Origin of the sequence: Mycobacterium sp. ACS1612, assembly GCF_001667505.1 — a bacterium.
Taxonomy (GTDB): domain Bacteria; phylum Actinomycetota; class Actinomycetes; order Mycobacteriales; family Mycobacteriaceae; genus Mycobacterium.
Map to the genome: position 1 here is coordinate 69,809 of NZ_LZHZ01000037.1, position 18,614 is coordinate 88,422.

12 protein-coding genes are annotated in these 18,614 nt (G+C 67.9%); 2 read left to right on the plus strand and 10 right to left on the minus strand.

Annotated features, from left to right (window positions below; all coding sequences use genetic code 11):
• Window positions 1-404 precede the first annotated feature (404 nt).
• Window positions 405-2,096: a hypothetical protein gene (locus A5724_RS17035; protein ID WP_067804208.1), complete on the minus strand. Its 1,692-nt coding sequence runs from the start codon at window positions 2,094-2,096 to the stop codon at window positions 405-407.
• Between the two features lie 182 nt (window positions 2,097-2,278).
• Between A5724_RS17035 and A5724_RS17040 the strand changes: the two genes are divergently transcribed.
• On the plus strand, window positions 2,279-5,731 hold the full coding sequence (locus A5724_RS17040) for a serine/threonine-protein kinase (RefSeq protein WP_067804211.1): 3,453 nt from the start codon (window positions 2,279-2,281) through the stop codon (window positions 5,729-5,731).
• 95 nt (window positions 5,732-5,826) lie between these two features.
• On the opposite strand, the gene A5724_RS17045 is transcribed toward A5724_RS17040, so the two are convergent.
• From A5724_RS17045 to A5724_RS17080, 8 genes are all read right to left on the minus strand, one after another.
• Window positions 5,827-8,004, minus strand: a complete 2,178-nt coding sequence (locus tag A5724_RS17045) for a molybdopterin-dependent oxidoreductase (RefSeq protein WP_067804214.1) — start codon at window positions 8,002-8,004, stop codon at window positions 5,827-5,829.
• A 3-nt stretch (window positions 8,005-8,007) separates the two neighbouring features.
• Window positions 8,008-9,087 carry an ABC transporter ATP-binding protein gene (locus A5724_RS17050; RefSeq protein ID WP_067804217.1) on the minus strand — a complete coding sequence of 360 codons (1,080 nt, stop codon included), beginning with the start codon at window positions 9,085-9,087 and terminating at the stop codon, window positions 8,008-8,010.
• 201 nt (window positions 9,088-9,288) lie between these two features.
• Window positions 9,289-9,681: a 50S ribosomal protein L7/L12 gene (gene rplL, locus A5724_RS17055; protein ID WP_067804221.1), complete on the minus strand. Its 393-nt coding sequence runs from the start codon at window positions 9,679-9,681 to the stop codon at window positions 9,289-9,291.
• Between the two features lie 45 nt (window positions 9,682-9,726).
• Window positions 9,727-10,299 (minus strand): 50S ribosomal protein L10, encoded by a 573-nt coding sequence (rplJ, locus tag A5724_RS17060; protein ID WP_067804225.1) that lies wholly within the window; start codon window positions 10,297-10,299, stop codon window positions 9,727-9,729.
• A gap of 357 nt (window positions 10,300-10,656) precedes the next feature.
• Complete coding sequence (locus tag A5724_RS17065; RefSeq protein WP_067804228.1) at window positions 10,657-11,559, minus strand: ROK family protein; 903 nt, start codon at window positions 11,557-11,559, stop codon at window positions 10,657-10,659.
• Window positions 11,559-12,107, minus strand: coding sequence for a malonyl CoA-ACP transacylase (locus tag A5724_RS17070; protein ID WP_067804598.1), 549 nt, complete (start codon window positions 12,105-12,107; stop codon window positions 11,559-11,561). Before A5724_RS17070 ends, A5724_RS17065 begins: the two co-directional genes overlap by 1 nt.
• Window positions 12,104-16,273 (minus strand): NEW3 domain-containing protein, encoded by a 4,170-nt coding sequence (locus A5724_RS17075; RefSeq protein WP_067804231.1) that lies wholly within the window; start codon window positions 16,271-16,273, stop codon window positions 12,104-12,106. Before A5724_RS17075 ends, A5724_RS17070 begins: the two co-directional genes overlap by 4 nt.
• A 29-nt stretch (window positions 16,274-16,302) precedes the next feature.
• Entirely contained in the window at window positions 16,303-17,070 is a 768-nt protein-coding gene (locus tag A5724_RS17080) for an endonuclease/exonuclease/phosphatase family protein (protein WP_067804601.1), read from the minus strand.
• Window positions 17,071-17,094: 24 nt separating this feature from the next.
• On the opposite strand from A5724_RS17080, the gene A5724_RS17085 reads away from it, so the two are divergent.
• Window positions 17,095-17,658 (plus strand): hypothetical protein, encoded by a 564-nt coding sequence (locus A5724_RS17085; RefSeq protein WP_067804233.1) that lies wholly within the window; start codon window positions 17,095-17,097, stop codon window positions 17,656-17,658.
• Here A5724_RS17085 and A5724_RS17090 read toward each other — a convergent pair.
• Window positions 17,655-18,608, minus strand: a complete 954-nt coding sequence (locus A5724_RS17090; protein ID WP_067804236.1) for a YafY family protein — start codon at window positions 18,606-18,608, stop codon at window positions 17,655-17,657. The two genes, A5724_RS17085 and A5724_RS17090, sit on opposite strands and share 4 nt — an antisense overlap.
• Window positions 18,609-18,614 lie beyond the last annotated feature (6 nt).

Below are 18,614 nucleotides of genomic sequence, written 5' to 3' on the forward strand. Positions count from 1 at the left end.
TGGCCTCTCACGACCACAAACTCCCCGAACGCACGGCACACGACTAGGTCACTGAGCGGGGCTCAGGCCAGGACATCGGTGTCAGGTGCGGGTTTAGGTGGGCAGGATGCAGCCAGCGCAACGTCCAACAGTACCGCAGGACGGCGTATTCCTCAACCACTGCATGCAGGACTCACCGGGCGCTGGCTGGCGACTCGATCACTGACCCATGCATACATTGCTGCCCAACAGATTGGCCCGTTTACCTCTTTCCGTCAAGAGATAGCGCCGTGTTGCTGTGAGGTTTTACGCCAAAACCTCACATCTGGCACGCCCCAGCGGTGCTCGCGGGGCTACAGGTTCCGTGGGCGTTGAAGTCGACCGACTCCATGAGCGTCGGTCCGGGGGCGCAGCCGGTTTGCTCGTCATGCGGCGATTGATTCCGACGTGCAGGTGCTCGCGGCCATCGACTCCTGGACACAGGCCGGCTCGATCGTGACGTAACCGGTGCCCAGCGACACCAACGACTGCAACGGATTGAGGATGAACGGCTTGGTCAACGAGTTGGGCAGCGGCACCGCGGTCGCCACGCCGGACGGGGTATCGATCGTGAAGGGGTCGGTGATCGGTCCGCGCTGGATGCCGTCGAACATCTCGTTGGCCCAGTCGATCATCAGGATCTGCGCCGCATCGCCGTTCTGCGGCCGGACGAACCCGGCGACGAGTTCCTGGCCGAATTGAATCAGCGGGTTGCCACCACGCATCGAATCGACATGCGATCCGCCGGCCAGGGTGACGCCGATGAACGTCCCTGGCCGCGCCGCGAGCAGCGCGTCGGTGCCGACGCCGAACTGGTTCCAGAAGTACCGCGGCGCCGCCAAGTTGTAGATCGGAATGCTGTCGTCGACGTCCCCGATCTTCTCCGCGGCCTTGCGATCGAACGGGACGCCGTCGAGCATGATGACCCCGGCGAGCCTCTGCTCGGACTCCTTTCCTGCCATCGCGCCCGCGATACCGATTACTGCGCCGCCGCCCAGCGAGTGTCCGATCAGCACGACGCGGTCCGGGATCGCGCCCGAGTAACCGGCAGCCGCGGCGCTGTCGGCGAGCGCGGTGTTGCCGTCGTCGAACAGTCGCGCCATCGACTCGTGCATCGCACTGCCGCCGAGCCAGCACGCATCGGACGCCAGGAAGTTCGACGTGATCGACGGCGCGACGACGATGCTGCGGGTCTGCTCGGCAAGCGCCGCCGCGGTGTAGCTATACCAGGGGCCGCGGGCGAGGAACCCGTGCTGGAGGTAGATCAACCGGTCCGGTGCGGGCGCGCCCTCGGCTGTCTTCGGGACGTACCAGTCAGCTTGCACGTCGACGCCGTCGCCGGAGTTGCAGCCGCAGTCAAGGTGCAGTGTCGATGTGCGGACGGTGACGGTACTGCCCGGCGGCAGAATCGGCGGCCCTCCCAAAATCTGGGTGGCCAGGCCGTAGATGCCGAACACGATGGTGCCGATTGCACTGAGCAGCCCCGACAGCGGAGAGGCTGTCGCTGTCGAGGTGATCTCAGCCGCAACAGGTGTCGCAACCGCCACCGCGGCCGATTCAACCGGTTCGGCCTTCGTCGCGGTGCGCGAGAGCGGCACCACAGCCGCCGAGACCTCGACGACCGGTTCGGTGACCGTGGCCGGTTTTTCGGGTTCGGGTTTGTCGGGTTCGGGTTTTTCGGGTTGGGGCTCCGCCTGCTCTCTCGACGGCGCGGCCGCCGGCTTCTCGGCTGCCGCGGCGGGTTTGGCCGGTTTCGGCAGCGCCTTCTTGGTCGTCTTCGACTTCTTGCCGTTCGTCGGCTTCTCCGCGGGTGGTTGGGCGGACGGCTGGCCGGTGGGCTCGTCGACGGTTGCTTCCTGCGCCTCGTCGTCTGCGGGTTTCGGTTTGGGTGTGCCGCTTTCGGTGTCCGAATCCGCTTTGTTCTCAGCGGGTTTCGCTGATTCGGCGGAGGTGGCGCCCTTGTCGTCGCTGCTGGGCGCATCGTCGGCGGCCGCCGTGCCCGCCCCGGCTAACAGCGCCGCGACCACCCCCGCGCTCACCATGCTTGCGCTCAACCACATTCGGAAGCGGTCTGACATGGCGGCCTCCTGTCCCCGTCCGCGCAACGGTAACGCGCGTTGTCAGACGGCGGGCCGGGTTTGTTGCAGAAGCAACCGCGGAGTCGGCGTTATGTCATCCGCAATCGGGTCGGGTCAGATCGGATTATGCTCAGGTCACCGGCCATGACGACGTCGTGGCGGCGGCGATATCGAGACGACCGATGGTCACGAACGACCCACTGCCAACACAGGGGGATGTGCACGCCGGGGTGCCGGCGGAGTTGATGGCTGTCGGTTTCTCCGACCCCGTGGAGATCGGCCGCGGCGGCTTCGGTGTCGTCTATCGCTGCAGTCAGCCCGAACTGGATCGCGTCGTCGCGGTGAAGGTGCTGACCGCGGATCTGGAGCCCGACAACCTGGGGCGGTTCATGCGCGAACAGGTCGCGATGGGCAAGCTGTCCGGGCACCCGCACATCGTGACCATCTTTCAAGTCGGCGCCACCGCCACCGGCAGGCCGTACATCGTGATGCAGTACCACCCGCACGGTTCGTTGGAGGGCAAGATCCACGACAACGGACCGCTCGGATGGGCCGACGCGCTGCATCTCGGCGTCAAGGTCGCGGGTGCGTTGGAAACCGCTCACCGACGCGAAACCCTGCACCGCGACGTCAAACCCGCGAACATCCTGCTCACCGAGTACGGCGAACCGGCGTTGACGGATTTCGGAATCGCCCGCATCGTCGGAGGATTCGAGACGGGTGACGGTGCGGTGATGGGTTCACCGGCCTACACCGCACCGGAGGTGCTGCTCGGCGAGCAACCGGACGCGACGTCAGATGTCTATAGCCTGGCGGCGACGTTGTTCTGCGCGGGCACGGGACACGCGGTTTTCGAACGTCGCAAGGGCGAGCAGATGGTCGCGCAGTTTCTGCGGATCACCAGGCACCCGATGCCCAGCCTGCGCGACTCCGGCCTGCCCACCGATGTGTGCGCGGTGATCGAGCAGGCCATGTCGCGCAACATCGTGGATCGGCCACCGACCGCCGAGGCGTTCGGCGAACAGTTGCGGGAGGTGCAGCGAACGCACGGCCTGCCCGTCGACGACATGCCGGTGCCGACGCCTGCGCCGATCATCCGCTACAACCCGGCGCGCTCGACCGGCACGCCGAGCTACTCGGCGCGCGTACTGACTCCACCGGCGCCGGCCACCCGCTTCCAGTTGCCGGTGTCGACGAAGGAGTTGGTTCATCGCGCCCGGCTGATGGAGGCGTTGCGGGCTGGGCGCCACAAGAAGCTCACGGTGATCCACGGCCCGACCGGCTTCGGGAAGAGCACACTCGCCGCGCAGTGGGCCAAGCAACTGACCGCCGAGGGCGTCGACGTGGCGTGGCTGACCGTCGACCACGACGACAACAATGTCGTCTGGTTCCTGTCGCATCTGATCGAGGCCATTCGCACGGTAACGCCAACGCTGGCAAGCGAATTGGGCGAGGTGCTGGAGGAGCACGGCGACGAAGCCGAACGATACGTGCTCACCTCGCTGATCAACGAGATCCATCAGAGCGGCACCCGGATGACCCTGGTGATCGACGACTGGCACCGGGTCACCGACCCGGCGACCATTGGGGCGCTGCTGTACCTACTCGTCTACGCCTCCGACGATCTGTCGGTCGTGGTGACCAGCCGCAGCCAGAGCGGCTTACCGATGAGCCGGATGCGGATGCAGGACGAGTTGGTCGAAATCGACGCCACCGCACTGCGTTTCGACATAGCCGAATCGGAGAACTTCTTGGTGGAGCTTGGCGGACTGGATCTCGACCGCGCCGACGTCGAGGAGCTGACGGCCAAGACCGACGGCTGGGTCGCCGCGCTGCAACTGGCGACGCTGTCGCTGCGCGGCCGCGACGACCCGGTCCAACTGATCGGCACGATGACGGGCCGCCACCACGCGATCAGCGAGTTTCTCGCGGAGAACGTGTTGGACACCCTGGAACCGTCGATGCTCGATTTCCTGCTCGCCACGTCGATCACCGAACGGATCTGCGGCGGCCTGGCATCGGCGTTGTCCGGCGTGCCGGACGGCCAGGCCATGCTGGAGCAGGTCGAGGAGCGCGACCTGTTCCTGCGTCGGCTCGACGATCAGTGGTTTCGCTACCACCAATTGTTCAGTGACTTCCTGCGGCACCGGCTGAGCCGCGACGATCCTGCGCGGGTCACCCGGTTGCACAACGTGGCGTCGACGTGGTTCGCCGAGCACCAGATGGTCAGCGAGGCAGTCGATCACGCGCTGGCGGCCGGTGACGACGCGCGGGCGGTGCAGCTCGTCGAGAACGACGGCATCGATCTGGTGGCGAACTCGCAAATGGCGACCTTGATCGGGTTGGTCGGCAAGCTGCCCGCCGCGATCGTGCGCACCGACCCGCGGCTGCAGCTGGCGCTGGCGTGGGCGAACATCGTGCTGCACCGGATCCCGGCGGCCAACCAGGCACTGGAGCTGATGGAAGCCGGGCTGACGAAGTGTGGCTTCGGCGACGAGGAGATCGCGGACCTGCGCGCGGAAGCCGGCGTCGTGCGCGGAGTCGCCGACCTGCGTTCGGACCGGCTCGCGGGCATCGACGAGCACATCGGACCGTGCCTGGCGCGTCGGGACAGCCAGCGTCCGTTCGCCGTCGGGGTGGCGGCCACCGTGTCGACCTTCGCTGCGGCGTATCACTACAACCTCGACGAGGTGAACCGCATCCAGGCGTGGGCGGCGCCGTACGCCGAACGCAAAGGCGACACCTTCAACTTGGTGCACGGCCTCTGCTACACCGGGCTCGCGCACCGGTTGATGCTCGACAACCCGACCGCTGAAGCCTGCTTCCGAAAAGCACTGAAGATCGCGAAGAGGTCGAGCGGCAGCCATTCCTACACCGCCCGGTTGGCGAGCTCGGCGCTGGGCGAATTACTTTACGAGCGAGGCGATCTCGAGGAAGCCGACCGGCTTCTGGAAGAGGGTTACAAGCTCGGCCCCGAGGGCGGCTCGGTCGATTTCAAGATCGCGCGCTATGTGATCGCCGCCAGGATCAAGGCACTGCAGGGCGACCGGCATGCGGCGGCGCAACGCCTCGACGAGGCCATCCGCATCGGCCGCACACTTTCGCTGCCCCGGTTGCGGGCGATGGCCGAACACGAACGCACCCGCCTTGGGCTTGCGTCGCTTCCGGATGCCGACCCGTGGCCCGCGACCTCCTACGAACACCGCAGGCAACCGGTCGACGCGATCGACGAGATCACCGTCCAGTTCGAGGAGGCGTCGGCGATCCGGGTGCTGATGGCGGCCGACGATCAGGACTCGAAGGAGCGGGCGTGCCGGTGGGCGCAGGAGTGGGTCGACCGGACGTCATCACCCAACCGGCCGCAGGCGCTGCTGCGCGCGCGTCGCCTGCTCGGTGCGAGCCTGTCCGCAGCGGGCCGCGTCGACGAAGCCAAGGTCGTCATCGCTGGCGTCGCCGCCCAGTGCGCCCAGTTGCAGATGCTGCGCTACCTCGTCGACGGCGGCCCGTACGTCGCCACGGTGCTCACCGAACTGCAAGCCGACCAACGCTCCGGTCGGTGGCGCACCGAATGGCAGGAGGTGCCGCCGGATTTCCTCGATCGGGCAGTCGAAGCCGCTGTGGCACAACGGATCTGACCGCTACTGCGCGAGGTATCCGCCGTCGACGGGTAGCACGGCGCCGGTGACCACCGCCGACTTCCCACGAAGACGTCCGGGTCCGTCGGACATGACTACGCGCGTTCGATCCGCACGGCGACGCCGGTCAGCCGGGCCATGCCCGCCAGCTTCTCCAAGTCCTCCGGTGCGCTGGACATCAGCCGGTTGACGTTCGCGCCGCCCGCGCCGTTGGCCACCTGCCAGCCGCCGGTGCCCTTGTGGCCCCAGCCGTGCGGCACCGCGACGACGCCGGCGACGATGTCCTTGGTGACGACGACGGGCAGTTCGATCTCCCCATGCGGCGACGCGATCCGCACCCTGTCGCCGTCGATGATGTCGGCCGCGGCGGCGTCGTCGGCGTGCAGACGTGCGGCCTGCATGCGCTCACCGCGCATCAGCAGCGGCGAGTTGTGCATCCACGAGTTCTCCGACCGTGTCTCGCGCATGCCGATCAGCCGCATCGGATAGCCGTCGGGCGTGCTGCGATGCGCCAACTTGTCGATTTCGGCGCCGATCTCGTCGTGGCGCAGCCGCATCTTGGCGCCGCGATAGACGACGACCTTGCGCAGCACACCATCGCGCAGGTTGCGCGCCAGCACCTTGCCGTGCGGATGCTCGGCCGTCAGCCGGGAGAAGGTCAGCCCACCGCGGCGCAACCCGAACTGGTCGCCACCCTCGCTCAACCGGATCACCGCATCCACCAGCAGCCGCGGCGTCAGCCGAACACCGAACAGCCCGAACAACTTTCGGGCGACCGCCAGCGCGGCCAGCCCCGGCGTGCGACGCCACATCCGGCGGGTCAGGTCGTCGATCACCTGCCATTCGGTACGGGCCTGCCCGGCAGGCGCGACGACGGCCTCGGTGGCCTGGCGGAACGGGGTGGGCTGCAACGTCTGGAACGGCAGCGGGAAGTCGTCGCGTTCGTACATGGTCGCCGCGGGCAGCACGTAATCACAGTGCGCCAGCGTCTCGTTGACGTAGAGGTCGATGCCGACCATCAAATCCAAGGACTTCAGCGCCGTCTCTAGTTCGTCGCCGTTGGGTACCGACAGCACCGGGTTGCCCGCGCTGACGAACAACGCCCGCACCTGGCCGCGGCCCGGTGTGGTGATCTCCTTGGCCATCACACCTGCGGGCTCGGACAACAGCACCGACGGGAAGCCGCCGATCCGGGACCGCCTGCGGGTGTAGGTGGTTCGCAGCAGCGCGCCGAGGGCCTTCATCGCCCAACGCTCCCCCGGCAACCCGAAAGTGCCGAACATACTGCCGCCCGGACGGTCGAGGTTACCTGCGACCAGGTTCACCCCGTCGAGCAAATACGTTGTCAGCGTTCCGTTTTCGCCGGTGCTAGTGCCGACGCGGCCATACACCGCGGCCCGTGGGGTGCGGGCCAGATCGCGGGCCAGTGCGCGCACGGTGTCCGGGTCGATTCCGGTGCGCGATTCGGTGGCCTCCGGACTGAACGGCGCGGCCAACTGCTCGAGCCACGCCACCCCGTCGGCCTGGCGGTCCAGCATTGCGAGGTCGGCGAGGTGCTCGCCGAACAGCACGTGCAGCAGCGACAGCAGCAGGAACGCGTCGCCGTCGGGAATGATGCCCAGCCACTCGAACTGCGCGGCGGTCTCGGTCTTGCGCGGATCGACGACGACCACCCGGCCACCGCGCTTGACGATGTCGTGCATCCGGTCCTTGACCCGCGGCACGGTCAGCACGCTGCCGTGCGACACCACCGGGTTCGCGCCGATCACGATGAGCAGATCGGTGCGAAGGACGTCGGGCACCGGCAGCGTCAGCGGCGAGCCGTACAGCATCTGGCTGGCGACGAAGCGGTTGTTGACGTCCTGAGAGCCCGCAGTGAAGACGTGCATATGGGGCCCGAGGCCGAGCATGAAGGTGTTCAACCCCAGGGTGTGTGAATAGCTGAACGCACCGGGATTGCCGTAATACCAGCCGATACCGCCTGCTCCGTGCCTGCGGTGGATGTCGGTGAGCCTGGCGGCGATGTCGGTCATCGCCTCGTTCCAGCCGACCGGTTCGAAGCCATCGGGCCCTCGGCGCAGCGGCGTCGTCACCCGGTCGGGGTCGTTGACCACTTCGGTGAACGCGATGCCCTTCTGGCAGGCAAACCCGGCCGAGAGGGGATGGTCCTTATCGGGGCGCAGCGATATCAGTCGGCCGTCTTCGACGGTCGCGACCATGCCGCACAGCGGCTCGCAGATACGGCAGAACGTGATCCTCTGCTCTGCCGTCAACGGTTACCTCTCGGCTCGAGGGATCGCCCCGGTGGGAGCGTCGTCGTCGATGTTGCGGTGCCGCGCGGTCGGCTCGTTGCCGAACTCGGACGCCGAGTACTTGTGCGTGCCCTCGAGGTCGTCGCGGATGGCTTCCTGGGCGGCGGGCGGCAGGGTGTGCAGGATCTCGCGCACCCGAGCCTGACGACGACCGACGGCCTGGCGCTCCGGCATACCGGGTGTCGCCTGGATCTGTGGCGGCACGCCCTCGATCTCCTCGACGCCACCGTCGTGGTGACCGGCGTCGACCATGGCCTGCTCTTCGGCCATCGTCGATTCGTCCTTCTCCTCGGACATACCGATCGGACCGATGCGGCGGCCGTTGAGGAACTGCCGGACGACGGGCTCGTCGCTGGTCAGCAGCACCTCGCGCGGGCCGAACATAACCAGGTGCTTACGGAACAGCATGCCCATGTTGTCGGGCACCGTGCGGGCGATGTTGATGTTGTGCGTGACGATCAGGATCGTGCAGTCGATCTGCGCGTTGATGTCGATCAGCAACTGGGACAGATAGGCGGTACGCACCGGGTCCAGACCGGAGTCGGGCTCGTCGCAGAGGATGATCTGCGGGTCGAGCACCAGCGACCGGGCCAGGCCGGCACGTTTGCGCATACCACCGGAGATCTCGCCGGGGAACTTGTTCTCGTCACCGCCCAAGCCGACAAGCTCGAGCTTCTCCATGACGATGTTGCGGATCTCGCTTTCCTTCTTCTTGGTGTGCTCACGCAAGGGGAAAGCGGTGTTGTCGTACAGGCTCATCGAGCCGAACAGCGCGCCGTCCTGGAACATCACCCCGAACAGCGTGCGGATCTCGTAGAGCTCCTTGGCCGAGCACTCGATGATGTTGGTGCCGTCGACGATGATCTTGCCGCGCTCCGGGCGCAGAAGGCCGATCAGGGACTTCAGAAAGACGGACTTGCCGGTACCCGACGGGCCAAGGAGGACGCTGACCTCACCGGCCGGGATCTCCATGGTGACGTCTTCCCAAATTCGCTGGGCCCCGAAGGACTTGGTCAGTCCCTCTACTTGAATTCCGATGCCCACGCGCGATCCTTCCGCCAACTATTACGCTGCCCGCCACACGCCTCCCGCCTGTGGTTTGAGTCACTGTAGCTTACGCCTTCTGACCACAACACTCGTCTCGCGTCAGATTGTGACCGTCCCTAGACAATCCGTAGCTGCCCCGCAGAGACGAATGTGGGGCGGACCTGTTTGCCAGATCCGCCCCACACCCGGTGGTTTGCCCTACTTGACGGTGACCGTCGCGCCTGCGGCCTCGAGCTTGGCCTTGGCCTCCTCGGCGGCCTCCTTGGCGACCTTCTCGAGCAGCGGCTTGGGAGCGCTGTCGACCAGGTCCTTGGCTTCCTTGAGGCCCAGGCCGGAGACGATCTCGCGGACGACCTTGATGACGCCGATCTTCTTGTCGCCGGCACCCTCGAGGATGACGTCGAACTCCGACTGCTCCTCGGCGGCCTCGGCGGCAGCGCCACCTGCGGCGGGAGCGGCAGCCGCGACGGCGACCGGCGCGGCGGCGGTGACGTCGAAGGTCTCCTCGAACTTCTTGACGAACTCAGAGAGCTCGAGCAGCGTCAGTTCCTTGAACGCGTCGAGCAGGTCATCGGTGGACAGCTTGGCCATGATTGGTCCTTCCTTACTTACTTACGTGCGGGTTTGGTGGTCGGGTTATTCGGCAGCGTCGTCGGACGGCGCCGGGCTCTCGGATGCGGCCTCGGCGGGTGCCTCGGCGGCCTTCTTCTCTTGCAGTGCCGCGAACAGCCGGGCTGCCTGCGCCTGCTGGGCTGTGAACAGGCCAGCAGCCTTGGACAGGTTCGCCTTCATCGCACCGGCCAGCTTGGCCAGCAGCACCTCACGCGACTCCAGATCGGCGATCCGCTCGACCTCGGAGACGCTCAGGGCGCGGCCGTCCATGTAGCCGCCCTTGATGACCAGCGCCTTGTTGTCCTTGGCGAAGGTCTTCAGCGCCTTGGCGGCGTCGACGGCCTCACCCTTGACGAACGCGATCGCCGTCGGGCCGACGAACAGGTCGTCGAGCCCGTCGATGCCCGCCTCCGCCGCGGCACGCTTGACCAGCGTGTTCTTGGCGACCGTGTAGGTGGCGGAATCACCGAGCGAGCGGCGCAGGTCTTTGAGGTTGGCGACGGTCAGCCCGCGGTACTCGGTGACCAGGGTGGCCGTCGAATCCTTGAACTGCTCGGCGATGTCGGCGACCGCGGTGGCCTTGTCAGCCTTGGCCATGCATTGCCTCCTCGTGTTGGTATCGGGTTGTCCCGCCTACAACCGGAGGTGGCCGGAAATGAGGAACGCCCCGACGCAGACAGGTCGGGGCGCGCAGAAACAGCTACTAGCCTCGTCCTCCTGCGTGGGCCGCCGGGTATCTGATGAGCCGCTTGCGCGAAGAACAACAGATACGTCCGGACCTTCAACCGATTGCTCGGTGACCGACGGTCTTCGGTGGAACCAGTCAAGAGTAGCCGACCACCTCCCGATCAGCCAAAACGGCGCCCACCCCTACCAGCGCGAGCGACCGTGTTTGCACGCAGACACGCCGCATATCGGTGGCATTTTCCGGTCGCTCGCGGCAGTAGAAACGACTCACGCGTCCAGCAGGGCCGCCGCGCCGACCAGGCCCGCCTCACCGCCGAGTTGGGCGGGCAGCACGCGCAGGTCGCGGATGAAGTCGAGGCGGGCGAGGGTGGCCAGCTTTTCGCGGACCGGGTCGAACAACAACCCGCCGGACTTGGCCACCCCGCCGCCGATGACCACCAGGTCGAGGTCACACACCGCCCCGACCGACGCGATCATCGCCGCCACCGCCGTCGCGCCGCGGCGATACGCACGCATTGCCACCGGGTCGCCCGCATTGGCGGCATACGCCAGTTCTTTCGCGTCGGCTTCTTCCGGCGCGTCCCAACCGTTTTCGCGAGCCCACTGGGCCATCCGCGGTCCTGCGGCGATCGTCTCGACGCAGCCGCGGCCGCCACACGAGCAGGGTCCGCCGTCGGGCTCGACGACGACGTGGCCGACGTGGCCGGCATTGCCCGTCCGCCCGTCATAGGGGGCGCCGTCGAGGACGAGACCACCACCGACGCCGGTGGACACCACCATGCCGAGTAGGAACTGGGCACCGCGGCCCGCGCCGCGCCACCGCTCTCCGAGGGCCATGCACAGACCGTCGCCGCCGAGCCTGACCGGTGCACCGGTCAGTGCCCTCACCCGATCGACGATCGGAAAGCGTTGCCACTGCGTGATATTGATGGGGCTGACGGTTCCGCTCGGAAGGTCGATGGGGCCCGCCGACGAGATTCCGACGCCTCGCACGTTTCCCCTGGCCGAGGCGAGGGTTTCGGTGACCAACGTATCGACGACCGCCCACACCGCCTCGGCGTCCCCGTCCGGTGTCGGCAGCTTGGCGTGGTGCACCAACTTCCCGTCCTCGTCGACGAGTCCGGCCGCGATCTTCGTGCCGCCGATGTCGAGCACAAGTGCCAGCGCCATCAGTGCCTGTGGGTGTTGTCGGGCTGACGTGGGTCACCGGGATGCTCATAACCCGGTGCAAGCTCGACCATTTCGGCGCATCGGGCGTCCAGCCACAACCGGAACGCGCGGCGCCGCGCGGCGCCGAGCAGGTGGTCGGCGATCTCGGCGTCGGTGCCGAACCGCCGCGGGTTGCGGTCACGGTAGTCGCGCACCTGCGCCTCACTGATGTCCACGGAAGCGGTCACGTCGACGAACAACGCACGCGCCGCCGGGTGCGACAGCACGGCGGCCGCGACGCTGCCTATCTCCAGCCGCGCGGTCGCGTCCGGCAGCAACACCTCCTCGGCGGGCGCGTCGTCGGCGATCAGCCCGCGCGCCGCCGCCTCCGCCGAAGCCACCCGCTCGGTGACGAGCAGCTGAGTCAGCCAGCGGCGCAACTGTCTGCCCTCGCTCGTGCCGCGGCGAGGCAGCGCCGAGGCGATCCGTGACCCGCGTAGCCGGTCCTCGCGGGCGTCGACCTCGGCGACCGCTACCGGCACGCCCCCAACCGTCGCAGCGATGCTCATCGCACCGTCACCTTCACCGCGGGCGAGTACAGCAGCCGGCCCGCGCAGCCGACCCGGATCAGTGCCCACCATTCGCCGGGTTCCAACCCCGCCGGGGGCATGACGTCGAAGCCGATTTCGAGCGTCCCACGGGCAGGCAGTTCGCGGCCGATGGCGGCGGGCCTCATCCACTCCCAGGTGCCCCACGGGCTGATCAGATGCGCCTCGACGGCCAGATCGGCATAGGCGTCGGTACCGACGGTGACTGACAGCCGCCCGGTGTCACCTGGCGATAACGCCACCGGCTCGGGATCGCTGACCAGTTTCAGCAGTTGGTCGTCCGAGGCATCGACCGACACCACGCACACATCCTCGACCAGCTGCCGCCACGACGGCGGTATCGTCGCCGCGTCGCTTCCCGTCACGGCGAGTTCGGCACGCACGGGCAGCAATCCGCGCGGCGCATCCGGTGCCACCCTCAACGTGAGCTCGGCGTCGAGGTGCCGCCCCGGCGGCAGCACGAACGGCAGTTCGGCAGGCTCCACGCTGCATCCGGGCGGGCACAGCACCCGCGCCTTGCCGTGCAGCGCCGCGTCGCTGCTGTCGCTGGCCACCGTAAGGCGAAGCGGTACTACCGAATTCGGTGACAAATCGACGTGCTGTGGGTGCAGGTGCGCGACGGCGGGTAGACCACCGACGGCGGCGGGGCCACGGTTGTGCAACCAATACCTGGCGTACAGCGGCTGCGCGGCTTCCGCCTCCGGGGCGAGTTCGGTGTGGTCGGCCTCGAGCACCCGCGGCATGTTCAGCCGAGCCAAGACGGTCGCGATCTCGTAGCCGTGCAGCGTCAACGAATCCGACGCCATCTCCTGCAGCCGGGGCTGCTCGAGCAGGTCGACGCGAGACGCCGCAGCGATCCGCCTGAGCCCAGACCGGACCACGACATCGGTGGTGACTCCGCATGTTTCGACCAGTCGGATCGCGACGCCATCCGCGGGATCGACATGTTGCCCGCTGCCCGCGGCCAGCGGGTTGCCCGCCGCCTTGAGCGCACCGAGTGCCACTTTGCCCGCGGGCTCGATCGCGAGCAGCGATCCCCACGCTGGCAGGCCGCCGACCGGTCGCTGGTTTTCGGCAACCATCAGCAGCGGGCGGGAGAACTCCGCGCTTCGAGCAGGGATGTCGGCCTGCCGCCAATCTCCGTCGCCTGAGACCACCGCGTAGTCGAATGTGTGTGTCCAGTGCTGCAATTGGAAGTTCGAGCCGTCCGGTGCGGTACGTCGCGGCGGGTCGATCCAGGTGCCCGACGGCCATCCGGTACACGAGCGCATCAACGACATGTGCAGCGTGCCGTCGGCGTCGACGGCGAAGCCGGGCATTCCGCGGTTGAGCACCGCCACGGTCCGGGACTCGAAGGGCTCGACCGCCGATGGCGCGGTCTGGCTCACCTCGATCTCGAAGTCGGCGAGATCCTCGACGACGGCGCCGACGGCGTCCTCGAGTGCTGCGCCCGCGACGATCAGCACCGGCAGCGCTCGCACTCCGCGCAGATCCGCGCTCGGCACCCACTGCTCCACCAACGGCGATACGGCAGGCACCCACACCCTGGCGGTGCCGCGGGTGTCGAGTTGCCGCTTCAAGTCTTCGGCATACGCGGGATCGGCGTCCGCGAGAACTGCTGCGGTGAAATCGTTTTCGTCCGGGCCGCCCAGGGCGATCCGCGCGTCCGGCAGGTTGGAGTCGACCGAAAGGTCGCCGTAGCGCGGCTTGCCCGCGCTGCTGCAGGTGGCGGTGACACCCGCACGCACGAGGGCCACCATGAGGCCACGGGCCAGCGGCGCCGCCACCGATTCCGCCGGAGCCACCACTTCGGCGACCGACACCGCACGCAGGTCTGCACCGACGCGCACACGCACGGCCGACGAAAGACCGAACCAACCGTACGCCGGGTTGTCCAGCGTCCATGGATGTTGCGCCGAGTCCACCGCGTCGCGCGCGCCGCGCTCATGCGTCAGCCCGAATCCGCGGCCGATCACCGCGTCGCCGACCTCGCTCACCGGCAGCGCGCCAGGCACAGGGCACGGCCACCGCAGCCGCAGCAGCTTGTCGGCGCCGGTGAACTCGTCGACGGTGGTGCGGCAGTCCACACGCGGCACGCCCCGCCACAGCGTCACGGTTTGTTTGTAGCGCAGCAGATCTGCGATGCGGCCGCTGATCACCAGGCGCTCGCCGAGCGGCCCGCGGTAGGCCTGCACCGAGGCCGGTGCGGCCGACGACGCGACCACTGGTCCTTTGGGGAGCAGGTGCCACGGCCCCTCCCCCGCCTCCGGGTGCGCGGGATACTCGTCGTACACGGCCAGCTCGTTGCCGACTCGACCGTCGGCGATCAGTTCGCGACCGGAGTCGACCTCGACGACAGAGCTGACTCCGCCGCCGCGGGCCGGATCGACGGTCAGCCGGTAGGTCTCGTTACCGATGCTGTTGCCTGCCAACGGTTCCCAGCCCGAGGACCGACTCCCCGAGGCCAGCCGGTAGGACTGCCAACCGACCGATGGCACGTCTCGGGCCAGCCAGCTCACCGACCTGCCGTCGTGTTCTACCTGCACCGGTAACTCCGCGCCGTCGGCGTCCAGCACTCGAAGACCCCCGGCGGGCGGGCGGGACAGCCGGGCGGTCACCACATCGGAGCGCTTGTGGGCCAACGGGTTCCACACCACCACCGGCGCGTCGACGGCGCTGGACAGCAGGCGCAGCGCGTTGTCGCGGGCCGTAACACCGAGATCCCACGCGTCGCGCCATCCGGTGAGCAGGTCCAGGTACACCTGGTCGGATTCCGACCCTGTGATCGCGTCGTGGTGCGCGCCGTACGCCAACTGCACCCACGCCTTGGCCATCGCCGCCTGCGGATACGTCGCACCGCCGAGCAGGCCGGCGAACACCGAGAATCGTTCGGCATCCAGCACCGCGTCCTCGGCGGCGCGGTTGGCCTGCTTCGTGTCGATGTACGACACGTGACAGCCGGTGTAGATCGGGTTCATGTCCCTGGTCTGCGGCGACGCCGCCACACCACGCTGTTGGAGTTCGTCGCGCACGGCGGCGAAGAACTCGCGCGGCAGCGCGCAGACGAACCGGGGCCAGGTGTAGCGGGCATTCCAATCGCGGTGGATTTCGGTGACCCACTTGTTGGGTGGGGTGTAGTCGGTGCCGACGGGCAGTAACACGTTGCGGGTCAGCGCGACCGTCTTGAGTGTGGTGAACAACTCGTAGGTGGCCTGCTCGGCCTCAGCGAGCGTCGCCGACGAGTCCATCCACCAGCCCGCCGAATAATGCGCGGGCATGTAATGCGTCAACAGGCCGCGCCCGGACGGCGCGATCCATTCGAACTCGCTGGAGAACTGCATGCGTCGGGGGTCGCCGCCACCGGCGACCGGGCCCCACTGATGGTGCGGGCCGCGGGCCCACGAACTGGATGTCAGCCCGACGTCGGCGGCCATCCCTGGGAACTGCGGGTCGTGGCCGAAGACGTCCAGCTGCCACGCGGTGGCCGGGTCGGCGCCCATGATGTCGCGTTGAAACCCCATGCCCTGCACGAAGTTTCGGATGGTGGTCTCGGCACTGGTCAGGTTGGTGTTCGGTTCGTTGTATGCGCCGCCCATCACCTCGATGCGTCCGTCGGCGAAAAACCGGCGCAGATCCTCGCGGTCCTCGGGGTGAGTGTCCCAGTACGGCTTGAGGTAGTCGACCTCCGCCAGCACGAACTTGTACTCCGGCTCCCGGCGTGCCATCTCCAGGTGCGCGCACACCAACTCGAACCCGTTGGTCTGACGGCAGCGGCCCGGCGGATCCTCGCTCCAAACGCTGGTATAGGCCGCCTGCGTGTTCCACCAGACCGGGTCGTAGTGGAAGTGGCTGATCATGTACAGCGTCCAGCCGGGCTCGGCGACGGTGAACACGAACGGCGCGTCACCGGCGCGGGCTGGCCGCTGCTCTCCTCGCGTCGGCGCGTCGACGCGAACGGGGATCTCGACGCTGCCGTCGCCGGCCGCTACTTCTACGCGACCTGCGAGACCGTCGCCCTCGACGAGGATTTCGCCGCCACCGCCGGTGTAGCCGACGCGCACTATCTGCAGCGGATCGTCGGCGGGACCGACGAAGAGCTCCGTCGACTCCGCGGAGATGACCTGCACGCCAACAACACTACGGCGGCCGACGGTATTCACTCGCGCGAAATGTCGACAACCAGTGCCCGATGGTCGGAAATGGGCAACCGCGGCGCCGCGCACTCCTCGACCCGCATCGAGCCATCGTCGGTCAGGATGTGGTCGAGCTGGTTGCATGCCGCGTCGGAAGGAAATGTCGCCGCCTCAGCCAGCGGGCGCATCCCCGTCCACCGGCGCGGCGTCGGCGGCGTCATGTTCAGGTCGCCCGTCAAGAACCGCGGACCGGGAAACCCGCGCAGGTCCCGGATCAGCTGCCGCAACTGCACCCGGTTCCAACCGGGCACGAAGGACAGGTGGGTGTTCGCGACGGTCAGCGGTCCCAGCGGGGTGTCGAACCGACCGACCATCGCCGCCCGTGGCTCCTCGTGCACGATCTGCACACGGCGTGGACCGGGAAGGTACATCGGGAACCGCATTGGGATCCGCGGTAGCCGCACCACCTGCCAGCTCTCGGCAAGGTAGCGGGACAGCAGCGCGATGCCGTAAGCGGCGGTGCCGGGCTGCTCGCGTCCGGTGGCGGCCATCCAGGTGGCGCCCGGCGTGCCGGAGATCGCCGCGACGAACCGGTGACTGACCGCGCCCATCGCCTCGGCGGCGACCGCGGTGAGGTCGGCCATGCCCGAGCGCGGTTGATCGCAGTCGACCTCCTGCAGCGCCAGGATGTCGGGGTCCAGTTCCTTGACCGCGGCCACGAGTCTGTCCAGGTGCACCGCCCCGTCGTGGACGCTGCGCCCGTGCAGGATGTTGAAGGTGGCCATTCGGATCCCCATGGGTACTCAATACCCACGATGACGGATTCCGATGTGCTTGGAAACAATGACGAATTGCGCGACGCGCTCAAGCGCGCGGCGTCGGCGCTCAAGGCGCAAGGCCCCGAGTTCGCCCTCGCGGGCAGCTATGCGCTGTGGGTGCACGGGGCGCCGGAACCTGTGCACGACGTGGACTTCGTCGTCGCAGAAGACGACGCCGAAGCGGCCGCCAAGACGCTGGCGGAGGCCGGCTTCCGGGTGGATCGCCCGCCCGAGGACTGGCTGTTCAAGGCCTGCGTCGGTGACGTCGTGGTCGATATCCTGCATCGGCTGAACGACGTGCCGGTCACCTCGGCCACCATCAGCGGCGCCGAGGTCATCGAAGTGCTCGCGATCGCGATGCCGGTGCTGGCGCCGACGCTGGTGGTCTCGGAGAAGTTGTCCTCGCTCAACGAACACCACTGCGACTTCGCCGCGCTGCTGCCCGGCGTGCGCGCCGTCCGCGAGCAGGTGAACTGGCATCAGGTCCGCGAGAGCACCGCCGACAACGACTTCGCCGTCGCGTTCTTGGTCCTCACCGACCGACTCGGGATCACCGCCTAGCCCGCCGCACGCCGTAGCCGTTCGGCCAACGCGCCCACCGCCCTGATCACCTCTGGCGGCTCGAGCACTTCGAATTCGCAGGCGGGCAGCGCCAGGTAGAACACCATGCGCTCGGGGTCATCCGCACCGGCGGTGAGGATGCAGGCGTCGGGACCGTCCGGTTCGATGGTCACCGACGCGGTAGAGAAGTGTTGGGCCACAACATGTTCGGGAGCCTGATAGCGCACGCGAGCGACGTAGCGGTACGGCGACGAGCTGATCGAGCGCCGCACATAGGCAGCGGCGTCGGGCGCCTCCCGCGGGGTGAACGTGCTGCCGAGCGCGTGCACGTCGGCCATCCGGTCCAGCCGCAGGCTGCGCCAGTCCTGCCGGTCGCGGTCGTAGGCCAGCAGGTACCAGCGTCGGCCGGTGGTCACCAGTTGGTAGGGCTCGAGGCGCCGATCCGTGGCGTTACCGCGGATGTCGACGTATCCGCAGTTGACGTGTTCGTGGTCGCGGCACGCGCGCGCCAACGTCATCAGCACGTCCGGTTCGACGGGTGAGTCCGAGTAGTTCGACGGCAGCGTGACGGTCGCCTCGTGCACGGCCGCCACCTGCGACCGCAGCCGTGCGGGCATCACCTGGTCGAGCTTGCTCAGCGCGCGTAGCGCCGATTCGCCGACGCCGGCCACGCTGCCGCCCGCAGCCACGCGCAGGCACACCGCCATCGCGACCGCCTCGTCGGGGTCGAGCAGCAGCGGCGGCAGTGCCGCGCCCGCCCCGAGTTGATAGCCGCCACCATGCCCCTTGCTGGCGTGCACCGGATAGCCCAGATCACGCAGCCGCTCCACATCGCGACGCACGCTGCGGGTGGTCACAGACAGCCGCTCGGCGAGCTCCTCCCCGGTCCATACCCGACGCGACTGCAGCAAGCCAAGGAGCTGCAGCAGTCGGCTCGTCGTCTCGGACACCCGATT